At 52.2% G+C, this 12,203-nt stretch carries 12 protein-coding genes; 8 read left to right on the top strand and 4 right to left on the bottom strand.

What is annotated here, in order from left to right; all coding sequences use genetic code 11:
* The 6 genes from KQJ18_RS16545 to KQJ18_RS16570 all read left to right on the top strand — a co-directional run.
* A partial coding sequence (locus KQJ18_RS16545; RefSeq protein WP_216422334.1) for a DUF2065 family protein occupies positions 1 to 119 on the top strand: 119 nt, incomplete at its 5' end.
* Between the two features lie 102 nt (positions 120 to 221).
* Entirely contained in the window at positions 222 to 1,520 is a 1,299-nt protein-coding gene (gene purA / locus KQJ18_RS16550) for an adenylosuccinate synthase (RefSeq protein ID WP_003025606.1), read from the top strand.
* A 216-nt stretch (positions 1,521 to 1,736) separates the two neighbouring features.
* Entirely contained in the window at positions 1,737 to 2,162 is a 426-nt protein-coding gene (nsrR, locus tag KQJ18_RS16555) for a nitric oxide-sensing transcriptional repressor NsrR (RefSeq protein ID WP_038636528.1), read from the top strand.
* A gap of 38 nt (positions 2,163 to 2,200) precedes the next feature.
* Positions 2,201 to 4,663 carry a ribonuclease R gene (rnr, locus tag KQJ18_RS16560; protein ID WP_216422331.1) on the top strand — a complete coding sequence of 821 codons (2,463 nt, stop codon included), beginning with the start codon at positions 2,201 to 2,203 and terminating at the stop codon, positions 4,661 to 4,663.
* Between the two features lie 72 nt (positions 4,664 to 4,735).
* Positions 4,736 to 5,467, top strand: a complete 732-nt coding sequence (rlmB, locus tag KQJ18_RS16565) for a 23S rRNA (guanosine(2251)-2'-O)-methyltransferase RlmB (RefSeq protein ID WP_038636534.1) — start codon at positions 4,736 to 4,738, stop codon at positions 5,465 to 5,467.
* A gap of 120 nt (positions 5,468 to 5,587) precedes the next feature.
* Positions 5,588 to 7,210 carry an isovaleryl-CoA dehydrogenase gene (locus KQJ18_RS16570; RefSeq protein ID WP_216422332.1) on the top strand — a complete coding sequence of 541 codons (1,623 nt, stop codon included), beginning with the start codon at positions 5,588 to 5,590 and terminating at the stop codon, positions 7,208 to 7,210.
* 76 nt (positions 7,211 to 7,286) lie between these two features.
* Here the strand turns inward: KQJ18_RS16570 and yjfN are convergent, their stop codons facing one another.
* Both yjfN and bsmA read right to left on the bottom strand, forming a co-directional pair.
* A complete protein-coding gene (yjfN, locus tag KQJ18_RS16575; RefSeq protein ID WP_077223936.1) occupies positions 7,287 to 7,562 on the bottom strand; it encodes a DUF1471 family protease activator YjfN in 276 nt (91 codons plus the stop codon).
* A 147-nt stretch (positions 7,563 to 7,709) separates the two neighbouring features.
* On the bottom strand, positions 7,710 to 8,039 hold the full coding sequence (gene bsmA, locus KQJ18_RS16580) for a biofilm peroxide resistance protein BsmA (RefSeq protein WP_038636544.1): 330 nt from the start codon (positions 8,037 to 8,039) through the stop codon (positions 7,710 to 7,712).
* 181 nt (positions 8,040 to 8,220) lie between these two features.
* On the opposite strand from bsmA, the gene yjfP reads away from it, so the two are divergent.
* Positions 8,221 to 8,970, top strand: coding sequence for an esterase (gene yjfP, locus KQJ18_RS16585; RefSeq protein ID WP_085048467.1), 750 nt, complete (start codon positions 8,221 to 8,223; stop codon positions 8,968 to 8,970).
* Here the strand turns inward: yjfP and ulaR are convergent.
* On the bottom strand, positions 8,967 to 9,722 hold the full coding sequence (ulaR, locus tag KQJ18_RS16590; RefSeq protein WP_006686325.1) for an HTH-type transcriptional regulator UlaR: 756 nt from the start codon (positions 9,720 to 9,722) through the stop codon (positions 8,967 to 8,969). The genes yjfP and ulaR overlap by 4 nt on opposite strands.
* 108 nt (positions 9,723 to 9,830) lie before the next feature.
* Positions 9,831 to 10,895 carry an L-ascorbate 6-phosphate lactonase gene (ulaG, locus tag KQJ18_RS16595; protein WP_038636551.1) on the bottom strand — a complete coding sequence of 355 codons (1,065 nt, stop codon included), beginning with the start codon at positions 10,893 to 10,895 and terminating at the stop codon, positions 9,831 to 9,833.
* Between the two features lie 366 nt (positions 10,896 to 11,261).
* On the opposite strand from ulaG, the gene KQJ18_RS16600 reads away from it, so the two are divergent.
* Positions 11,262 to 12,203: PTS transporter subunit IIC (locus KQJ18_RS16600; RefSeq protein WP_216422333.1), on the top strand; the 942-nt coding region annotated here is incomplete at its 3' end.

Below are 12,203 nucleotides of genomic sequence, written 5' to 3' on the forward strand. Positions count from 1 at the left end.
GGAAGAAAATGATCTCCGCGATGGCGCAACTCCCCGAAAATACTTTGCGTCGTTTTGGTGGAGGTCTTGTGGTTGCGGGCGTTGTGGTCTACTACATGTTGAGGAAAACGATTGGCTGATCAATAAGTAGCCTAATTTGCGGATTTTAGCATGCAAAAAGTGCTGTATATCTGAAAAAGCGGTGGTAGAATCCATTTTTAAGCAAACGGTGATTTTGAAAAATGGGTAACAACGTCGTCGTACTGGGCACCCAATGGGGTGACGAAGGTAAAGGTAAGATCGTCGATCTTCTGACTGAACGGGCTAAATATGTTGTGCGCTACCAGGGTGGACACAACGCAGGCCATACTCTCGTAATCAACGGTGAAAAAACCGTCCTCCATCTTATTCCATCAGGTATTCTTCGCGAGAATGTCATCAGCATCATCGGTAACGGTGTTGTACTGTCTCCGTCCGCGCTGATGAAAGAAATGAAAGGGCTGGAAGATCGTGGTATCCCGGTTCGCGAGCGCCTGCTGCTGTCTGAAGCTTGTCCGCTGATCCTTGATTATCACGTTGCGTTGGATAACGCTCGTGAGAAAGCGCGTGGCGAGAAAGCGATCGGTACTACCGGTCGCGGTATCGGCCCGGCTTATGAAGATAAAGTGGCTCGTCGCGGTCTGCGCGTTGGCGATCTGTTTGATAAAGCAACCTTCGCTGAAAAACTGAAAGAAGTGATGGAATATCACAACTTCCAGTTGGTGAATTTCTATAAAGTCGAAGCGGTTGACTACCAGAAAGTGCTGGATGATGTGATGGCGATTGCCGACATCCTGACTTCTATGGTTGTTGATGTTTCCGATCTGCTGGACCAGGCGCGTAAGCGTGGCGATTTCGTCATGTTCGAAGGCGCGCAGGGTACGCTGCTGGATATCGACCACGGTACTTATCCGTACGTAACCTCCTCCAACACCACCGCGGGTGGCGTGGCGACTGGCTCCGGCCTGGGCCCACGTTATGTGGATTACGTGCTGGGTATCATCAAAGCTTACTCTACTCGTGTTGGCGCGGGTCCGTTCCCGACAGAGCTGTTTGATGACGTTGGCGAGTTCCTGTGCAAACAAGGTAACGAGTATGGCGCAACCACTGGTCGTCGTCGTCGTACCGGTTGGCTGGACTCCGTTGCCGTACGTCGTGCAGTACAGATTAACTCCCTGTCTGGCTTCTGCCTGACCAAACTGGACGTACTGGACGGTTTGAAAGAGGTGAAAATCTGTGTCGCTTACCGTATGCCGGATGGCCGTGAAGTTACGACTACCCCGCTGGCGGCTGACGACTGGAAAGGTATCGAGCCGATTTACGAAACCATGCCAGGCTGGTCTGAATCCACCTTTGGCGTGAAGGAACGTAGTGGTCTGCCGCAGGCGGCGCTGAACTACATCAAGCGTATTGAAGAACTGACCGGTGTGCCGATTGATATTATCTCAACTGGCCCAGACCGTACTGAAACCATGATCCTGCGCGACCCGTTCGACGCATAATTCTGGTTATGGCGTAGCGTCGAATGGCGCTGCGCTTGCACTATCTTAGGCCGGATGAGGCGTTTTGCATTAGAATCCGGCTTAAAATCACGTAAGTTCCTCGCTTTTTTCCTTCCCGAACTGAAATAAATTAGCGACCTGGCTGGTGGCTGGTTTATCATCAATATAATTAATACCACCAGGTTTATCCGTTTTATCCCTTTTCCTGAGGTTGATGTGCAGTTAACAAGTTTCACCGATTACGGATTACGTGCGCTAATCTACATGGCGTCACTTCCCGAAGGACGTATGACCAGTATTTCTGAGGTGACAGAAGTCTACGGCGTGTCCCGTAATCATATGGTCAAAATAATCAATCAACTTAGCCGGGCGGGCTTTGTTACTGCTATTCGAGGAAAAAATGGCGGTATCCGCCTGGGTAAACCCGCTAAGGATATTTGTATTGGTGATGTGGTTCGCGAGCTGGAACCCTTATCGCTGGTCAACTGTAGCAGCGAGTTTTGCCACATAACCCCTGCCTGCCGACTCAAACAGGCGCTTTCTAAAGCAGTGCAAAGTTTTCTCACGGAACTGGACAACTACACACTTGCTGATTTGGTTGAAGAAAATCAACCGCTTTATAAATTATTGCTGGTGGAGTGACGAAAATCTTCATCAGAGCTGACAACGGAGGAACCGAGATGTCACAAGATCCTTTCCAGGAACGCGAAGCTGAAAAATACGCGAACCCTATCCCGAGCCGGGAATTTATCCTCGAACATTTAACTAAACGTGAAAAACCGGCCAACCGCGATGAGTTGGCCACTGAACTCAACATTGAAGGTGAAGAACAGCAAGAAGCGCTGCGTCGTCGCCTGCGCGCGATGGAGCGTGACGGGCAACTGGTCTTCACTCGTCGTCAGTGCTACGCGCTGCCGGAACGTCTCGACCTGCTGAAAGGTACCGTTATTGGCCACCGTGATGGCTACGGCTTTCTGCGCGTTGAAGGCCGCAAAGATGACCTGTACCTGTCCAGCGAGCAGATGAAAACCTGCATTCATGGCGATCAGGTGCTGGCGCAGCCGCTGGGCGCGGACCGTAAAGGTCGTCGCGAAGCGCGTATTGTGCGCGTACTGGTGCCGAAAACCAGCCAGATTGTCGGCCGCTACTTCACCGACGCTGGGGTCGGGTTTGTCGTCCCGGACGATAGCCGCCTGAGCTTCGATATCCTTATTCCGCCGGAAGAGGTGATGGGGGCGCGTATGGGCTTTGTGGTCGTGGTTGAGCTGACCCAGCGTCCAACCCGTCGCACCAAAGCTGTGGGTAAAATCGTTGAAGTATTGGGCGACAACATGGGCACCAGCATGGCTGTTGATATGGCCCTGCGTACCCATGAAATCCCATATATCTGGCCGCAGGCAGTCGAAAAACAGGTTGCCGGGCTGAAAGAAGAAGTGCCGGAAGAGGCGAAAGTCGGGCGTGTCGATCTACGCGATCTCCCGCTGGTCACTATTGATGGCGAAGATGCGCGTGACTTCGACGATGCGGTTTACTGCGAGAAGAAACGCGGCGGCGGCTGGCGTTTATGGGTGGCGATTGCTGACGTAAGCTATTACGTCCGCCCGCCGACTCCGTTGGATCAGGAAGCGCGCAGCCGTGGCACGTCTGTCTACTTCCCGTCGCAGGTTGTCCCGATGCTGCCGGAAGTGCTGTCTAACGGATTGTGTTCGCTGAACCCGCAGGTAGACCGTCTGTGTATGGTGTGCGAAATGACCATTTCGTCGAAAGGTCGGTTAACCGGCTTTAAATTCTACGAAGCGGTAATGAGTTCCCATGCGCGTCTGACCTACACCAAAGTCTGGCACATGCTGCAGGGCGATCAGGAACTGCGCGAGCAGTATGCGCCGTTAGTGAAACATATTGAAGAGCTGCATAATCTCTACAAAGTGCTGGATAAAGCCCGGGAAGAACGCGGCGGTATCTCGTTTGAAAGTGAAGAAGCGAAGTTTATTTTCAACGCTGAACGTCGTATTGAACGTATCGAACAGACGCAACGTAACGACGCGCACAAGCTGATTGAAGAGTGCATGATCATGGCGAACATCTCAGCGGCGCGATTCGTTGAGAAAGCCAAAGAGCCAGCATTGTTCCGTATTCACGATAAGCCGACGACCGAAGCGATTACCTCCTTCCGTTCCGTACTGGCCGAACTGGGCCTGGAACTGCCTGGCGGCAATAAACCCGAGCCGCGCGATTACGCTGAATTGCTGGAGTCGATTGCCGACCGTCCTGACGCGGAAATGCTGCAAACTATGCTGCTGCGCTCGATGAAGCAGGCGATTTACGATCCAGAAAACCGGGGTCACTTTGGTCTGGCGCTGCAATCTTATGCGCACTTTACCTCGCCGATTCGTCGTTACCCGGATCTCTCTTTGCACCGTGCAATTAAATATTTGCTGGCGCAGGAGCAGGGCCATAAAGGCAACACCACGGAAACCGGTGGCTACCATTATTCAATGGAAGAGATGCTGCAACTGGGCCAGCACTGTTCGATGGCCGAACGCCGTGCTGACGAAGCTACGCGCGACGTCTCTGACTGGCTGAAGTGTGACTTCATGCTGGATCAGGTGGGTAACGTCTTTAAAGGCGTAATTGCCAGCGTGACCGGGTTTGGCTTCTTTGTCCGTCTTGACGAACTGTTTATCGACGGTCTGGTGCATGTCTCCTCCCTGGATAACGACTACTATCGCTTTGACCAGGTTGGGCAGCGTCTGACGGGTGAGTCAAGCGGTCAGATGTATCGCCTGGGCGATCGCGTGGAAGTTCGCGTGGAAGCGGTCAACATGGACGAGCGTAAAATCGATTTCAGTTTGATCTCCAGCGAACGTGCGCCGCGCAATGAGGGCAAAACCGCACGCGAAAAAGCTAAAAAAGGCGATGCAGGTAAAACTACCGGTAAACGTCGTCAAATGGGCAAAAAGGTGAATTTCGAGCCGGACAGCGCATTCCGTGGCGAGAAGAAAGGCAAAGCCAAACCTCAGGCGGATAAAAAAACGGCTGAGAAGAAAGGCGATAAAAAAGCGAAAAAGCCATCGGCAAAAACGCGTAAAATCGCTGCCGCCACCAAAGCTAAACGTGCGGCGAAAAAGAACGTCGCACAATAACAGCCATAAACTGTAAGTCGGGCAACTATTATGTTGCCCGGCGTTACGCACAAACTATTAACGAGTACATTCATGAGTGAAATGATTTACGGCATCCACGCGGTGCAGGCTCTGCTGGAACGTGCGCCTGAGCGCTTCCAGGACGTCTTTATTCTCAAAGGCCGTGAAGATAAACGCCTGCTGCCGTTGATCCATGCACTGGAAGCGCAGGGCGTTGTCATTCAGTTGGCTAACCGTCAGTTCCTGGATGAGAAAAGCGAGGGTGCGGTACATCAGGGGATTATTGCGCGCGTGAAGCCGGGTCGTCAGTATCAGGAGAACGATCTACCGGATCTGATTGCTGCGCTCGATCAGCCGTTCTTTTTGATCCTCGATGGCGTCACCGATCCGCATAACCTGGGCGCATGCCTGCGTAGCGCGGATGCTGCTGGTGTACATGCGGTTATCGTACCGAAGGATCGTTCCGCACAGTTGAATGCGACGGCGAAAAAAGTGGCCTGTGGCGCGGCTGAAAGCGTACCGCTGATCCGCGTAACTAACCTGGCGCGCACGATGCGTATGCTGCAGGAAGAGAATATCTGGATTGTGGGCACCGCTGGCGAAGCCGACCATACTCTCTATCAGAGCAAAATGACCGGACGTATGGCGCTGGTCATGGGGGCTGAAGGCGAAGGAATGCGTCGTCTGACCCGCGAACATTGTGACGAACTGATCAGTATCCCGATGGCAGGGAGCGTTTCGTCGCTAAACGTTTCAGTCGCGACCGGCATCTGCCTGTTTGAGGCCGTTCGTCAGCGCGGCTAATTCATTCTCAATTTCTCTCAAGCCATCCCCTGGGATGGCTTTTTTGTGACCTTCATCCCAGGCACTCTCTTGTCTGGCTGGCCATACTTAAGGCCACGGTCATTGACGGAGGGAAACACAATGCACTGGCAAACGCATACCGTTTTTAACCAACCTGTACCGCTCAATAACAGCAACTTATACCTGTCCGATGGCGCCCTGTGCGAAGCGGTTATCCGCGAAGGGGCGGGCTGGGACAGCGATCTGTTGGCGAGTATTGGCCAGCAGCTAGGTGCCGCGGAGTCGCTCGAACTGGGTCGCCTGGCTAATGCTTTTCCACCCGAGCTTTTGCGCTACGATCCGCAGGGGCAGCGACTGGACGATGTGCGTTTTCATCCTGCCTGGCATTTGCTGATGCAGGGGCTGTGCGCCAACCGCGTGCATAACCTTGCCTGGGAAGACGAAGCGCGGCAGGGAACATTTGTTGCCCGCGCGGCGCGTTTCATGCTGCATGCGCAGGTGGAAGCAGGCACGTTGTGTCCGGTAACCATGACTTTTGCCGCCACGCCGCTGTTACTGCAGATGCTACCTTCACAATTTCACGACTGGTTTACGCCGCTGCTAAGTGACCGTTATGACTCGCATTTATTGCCGGGTGGGCAAAAGCGTGGGCTGCTGATCGGTATGGGAATGACCGAGAAACAGGGGGGCTCAGATGTGTTGAGCAATACCACCCAGGCGGAACGCCTCGCAGACGGCTCATATCGGTTGGTGGGACATAAGTGGTTTTTCTCTGTGCCACAAAGCGATGCCCATTTGGTGCTGGCGCAGGCAAAGGGGGGATTATCCTGCTTTTTTGTACCGCGATTTTTACCCGATGGTCAACGTAATGCTATCCGTCTCGAGAGGCTGAAAGATAAGTTAGGCAACCGCTCCAATGCCAGCTGCGAAGTCGAATTCCACGATGCTATTGGCTGGCTGCTGGGCGAAGAAGGAGAAGGTATACGCCATATCCTGAAAATGGGTGGTATGACGCGTTTTGACTGTGCGCTCGGTAGCCATAGCATGATGCGACGTGCCTTTTCCGTGGCGATTTATCATGCGCACCAACGACAGGTATTTGGCAAGCCATTGATTGAACAGCCGATGATGCGTCAGGTCTTAAGCCGAATGGCGCTCCAACTGGAAGGCCAGACTGCGTTACTGTTTAGGCTGGCACGGGCCTGGGACCGCCGCGCTGATGCCAAAGAAGCGCTGTGGGCTCGGTTGTTTACGCCAGCGGCGAAATATTCTGTCTGCAAAAGCGGGATGCCGTTTGTCGCTGAGGCGATGGAAGTATTGGGTGGGGTTGGCTACTGCGAGGAGAGTGAGCTGCCACGTCTGTACCGTGAGATGCCGGTAAACAGTATCTGGGAAGGCTCCGGCAATATTATGTGTCTTGATGTATTGCGGGTGCTGGCAAAACAACCCGGTATCTACGATATGCTCAGCGAAGCCTTTGCCGAGGTCAAAGGGCAGGATCGTCATTACGATCGGATGGTTCGTCAGTTGCAGCAACACCTGCGTAAACCCATTGAAGAATTGGGACGGGAGATTACGCAGCAGCTTTTCCTGCTCGGTTGCGGAGCGCAAATGTTGCGCTATGCCTCTCCGCCAGTGGCGCAGGCCTGGTGTCAGATGATGTTGGATACACGTGGTGGACGACGATTGTCTGAACAGGTACAGAATGATCTGCTGCTACGGGCAACGGGAGGATTACGGTAATAATATGCCTGATGGCGACGCTGGCGCGTCTTATCATTAAAGCAGGCCGGATAAGTTTACCCCATCCGGCAATCTGTTACGCATAGAGTATGGCCTGGACGCGCCAGTTATCGGGGTGCTGATCTTCATACATTTGAATGATCCGATACCATGAAGCACCTTGTTCATCCGCTTTTAACGCAACGACACGTTCTACATCCTGCGGATTTCCTGCAATGTTACTGACGGATATCAGCCCTATTTCGTTCAGGCCGGTAACACAGTCAGCACTGGCGAACTCGGCAGACTGCGCCGTAGTACCTACCAGTCCGGTAGAAAGCAGCAGTGAGGATAAGGCAAGTGATTGTTTCATCGTCAGCTCCATTATTCGTACCCCTACACACGGCAGGGCATTCCATCGCGATAATAAACCTCAAGCTTCCTGCTGTTGGTTTATTGTGCACAGGTAAACGCATAGGGGCGCAAAGCAATGTAAAGCTGACTAAATTTCAAACCAATGTTATTTACGATACAAAATCGCTTGTGAATACCATTGGCCTGTCACAATGGTCTCATCGACTAATAAGACCACATAATAATCAGCTTTTGCCGCGACGGCTTTGTCGCGGATTTCAGCCAGCGCATCATCCGGTGAGCCTCTTACCAGCGCGCTAACCGTCCCTATTCGCTGTAACCCATTACTCTGGTTACGGCGGATCTCCTGCGGGTGGTCGGCAACGGGCGGTGCGGGTTGCGGCGTCCCCTGTAGCACGCTACAGGCGCTTAAAAATAAAACCAGCAACAAAGAGGCAAACCGACGCATAACTCTATCTCGTTTCCTGATAGCCATAGTGTAGTGCCTTATTAATTTCCCTTTAGGGGAATGTTCCCGAATTGTTATCTCTCACGCGATTTTCGAATGAAAATGTTGCGAAAGCGTAACCCAGTTCTCAACATTATGAATCATTGTCGAACACATTCGCTTGCGTTAAGTATTGCTGCGTGGCATACCAGAAAGAAAGAGGCGACAAATGATCGAAATTGAAACACGACAGTTGGCGGGTATCCCTGTCCTGCACGCCGTTCCGGCTGGCAAACGCGCATGTTCACTCCCCTGTATTATTTTCTATCACGGATTTACATCTTCCAGTCTGGTCTACAGCTATTTTGCCGTTGCTCTGGCTCAGGCTGGATTCCGGGTAGTGATGCCAGATGCGCCAGACCATGGTGCCCGCTTCAAGGGTGACGCACAGGGGCGGATATACCGCTTTTGGCACATATTGCAGCAAAACATGCAGGAATTTTCGACGTTACGTGCGGCGCTGGTGGCAGAAAATTGGCTGTCAGATGAACGGCTTGCCGTAGGCGGAGCGTCAATGGGGGGAATGACGGCCCTGGGCATTATGGCTCGTCACCCCGAGGTGAAATGTGTAGCCAGCCTGATGGGTTCGGGCTACTTTACCCGGCTTGCGCAGACGCTTTTTCCGCCTTTATTGGTCCAGACGCCAGAACAGCAGGCTGCGTTTGATGCCCTCATCGCGCCGCTGGCCGAATGGGAAGTGACGCACCAGTTGCCACGCCTGGCCGACAGACCGTTGCTACTATGGCATGGGCAGGAAGATGATGTGGTACCGGCTATTGAAACTTTTCGCTTACAGCAGGCGCTGATTCAGGCTGGTCTGGACAATAACCTGACCTGTCTGTGGGAAGCAGGCGTACGCCACCGCATTACGCCAGAAGCGCTGGCTGCGACGGTGACGTTTTTCCGCCAGCACCTTTAAACGCGCATAATGCTTACACCTTGAGCTTCGAGCTGTTGCAGGATCTCAGGGTCCGCATTTTTGCCGGTGATCAGCATATCGATTTGATCGGCGCGGCTGAACAGCATCCCCGCGCGTTCACCGACCTTACTGCTATCGACCAACACCACCAGTTTGCCCACCACGTTAAGCATCTTCTGCTCCGCCATCGCGGTCAGCATATCGGTTTTATACAGTCCATCTGCGGTTAACCCTTTGCCGCTGGTGAACATCCAGTGCCCGGCATACAGGCTATTTTCACTACCTTGTGGGCTAAGCGTGATAGATTGGCTTTTGTTGTATTGTCCTCCCATGATGATCACGCTCTCATGCTCCTGGTCGATCAAATAGTTCGCCAGCGGCAGATAATTAGTGATGATCTGCACTGGCTTGCCGCACATTTCACGTCCGAGCAGGAAGGCGGTCGATCCGCAGTTGATCACCACGCTTTCACCGGCATTCACCAGTTGAGAGGCCGCTTTGGCAATGCGAACCTTTTCATCGTGGTTCTGCGCCTGATGCAGATTCATTGGCGTCCAGCGCGGGCGCTGCTGCGTGATGGCTTCTGCGCCGTTACGAACTTTCTTGAGTTTGCCGCTTTCGTCGAGTTTGTTGATATCCCGGCGGGCTGTAGCGGGGGAAATTCCCAGGCGCTCAATTACGTTCTCAACGGTAACAAAGCCCAACTGCGCCAGCATATCCAGCAATATTTGATGTCTTTGTGCTTCAGTCATGAGCTATTCCGATACAAATTGATTTGAAAAGATGATATTTGAAATAGCCTGGAAATACTAAAGTAAATGGGGAAAAAATGCCGGGTTATGCCCGGCATTTGGTGTGAATCACAAGAAGGATTTAAACGGTAGATCCGGTTCAATCGTGAAACAGTCATCAAAGCCGCGTGGATAGTGATATTCAAAGTTATCTTTATCCAGCGGCCAGGTGAATTTGCCACCTACCTGCCAGATGAATGGCTTAAAGCCATACTTCAGCCGATCTTTTTTCATCTCCCACAGCACGCGAATTTCCTGAGGATCGGCCTGGAAATTTGACCAGATGTCATGATGGAAGGGGATGACGACTTTTGTATTCAACGCTTCGGCCATACGCAGCATGTCGGAGCTGGTCATCTTGTCGGTAATGCCACGCGGGTTTTCGCCATAGGATCCGAGCGCGACGTCGATCTGATGCTCATTGCCGTGTTTTGCATAATAGTTGGAGTAGTGTGAGTCGCCGCTGTGATACAGCGTGCCGCCCGGTGTTTTGAACAGATAGTTAACGGCGCGCGCGTCCATACCGTCCGGCAGCACGCCCGCCGCTTTCTGATCGGCGGGAAGAGTAATCAACGCGGTACGATCAAAAGCATCAAGCGCATGAATTTCAATATCTTTCACTTTAACCACATCGCCGGGTTTTACCACGATGCAGCGATCTTTCGGCACGCCCCAGCCGACCCACAGATCCACACAGGTTTGTGGCCCAATAAACGGCACGTCGTCCGCGCAGTTCTGCATGACCGCAGCCGCGACATTAACGTCGATGTGATCGTTATGATCGTGCGTAGCCAGCACCGCATCGATCTGGCGAATCGCAAACGGATCAAGTACAAACGGCGTAGTACGCAGGTTTGGCTGCAGTTTCTTCACGCCCGCCATGCGTTGCATCTGGTGACCGGTTTTCATCAGCGGATTACCGTGACTTTGCTTACCTGTTCCGCACCAGAAATCGACGCAGACGTTAGTCCCGCCTTCCGACTTTAGCCAAATTCCGGTACAGCCAAGCCACCACATAGCAAAGGTGCCAGGTGCGACCTGTTCCTGTTCGATCTCTTCATTCAGCCAGCTTCCCCACTCCGGGAATGTGCTCAGAATCCATGATTCGCGCGTGATGCTTTTTACTTTACTCATCGCATTTACCTTCATGTTGGTTCAAGTTGAATCAAATTATGATTTATTTTGATTGATACTGACATCAATTTATCAAGAAGGCAATGCGTGGATTTTTCTGATTCCGTCGTAAAGCGTCTATTACTCACAACGTAACGGGATGCTTTGTAGCAATCTATTTTTGTATTTTATTGTTTTTATGAGTTTTATTTTTTGCGCTATGAATGTTCCATAAAACCCTGGCTCGGGTAAGAGATTTATTTGCGTACTCCATCACATTTAATCAAATTCAATCTTGTTGTGATTACTTTTGAAAATTAGAGTGGGGGCACAACATCCTGAACATCTGTAATGAATGTTCAGCAACTTTGTCTACTGGAGATCGTTATGGAGATCCTCTACAACATCTTTACCGTCTTTTTTAATCAGGTCATGACCAACGCGCCGTTGCTGTTGGGTATTGTGACCTGCCTCGGCTACATCCTGTTGCGCAAAAGCGTCAGCGTCATTATCAAAGGCACGATCAAAACGATTATCGGTTTTATGCTGCTGCAGGCGGGATCGGGCATTCTGACCAGCACGTTTAAACCGGTGGTGGCGAAGATGTCCGAGGTTTACGGTATCAATGGTGCGATTTCCGATACGTATGCCTCCATGATGGCAACCATTGAACGTATGGGAGACGCTTATAGCTGGGTAGGTTATGCCGTGCTGTTGGCGCTGGCGCTGAACATTTGTTACGTCTTGCTGCGGCGTATTACCGGCATTCGCACCATCATGCTCACCGGGCACATCATGTTCCAGCAGGCGGGCTTAATTGCGGTCTCTTTCTATATCTTCGGCTATTCCATGTGGACCACCATTATCTGCACGGCGGTGCTGGTGTCGCTCTACTGGGGGATTACCTCCAATATGATGTACAAGCCGACGCAGGAAGTGACCGACGGCTGCGGTTTTTCCATCGGCCACCAGCAGCAGTTCGCTTCATGGATTGCCTACAAGGTCGCGCCTTATCTGGGTAAAAAAGAGGAGAGCGTAGAAGATCTGAAACTGCCTGGCTGGCTGAATATCTTCCATGACAACATCGTTTCGACCGCGATTGTCATGACCATTTTCTTCGGGGCGATCCTGCTTTCTTTCGGCATTGATGTGGTTCAGGCGATGGCGGGGAAAACGCACTGGACGGTGTACATCCTGCAGACTGGTTTTTCGTTTGCCGTGGCGATCTTCATCATCACCCAGGGCGTACGTATGTTCGTCGCCGAACTTTCAGAAGCGTTCAACGGTATCTCGCAGCGTCTGATTCCCGGTGCGGTATTGGCGATTGAC

This window comes from Citrobacter sp. S55_ASV_140 (assembly GCF_018919505.1).
Lineage (GTDB): Bacteria > Pseudomonadota > Gammaproteobacteria > Enterobacterales > Enterobacteriaceae > Citrobacter > Citrobacter werkmanii.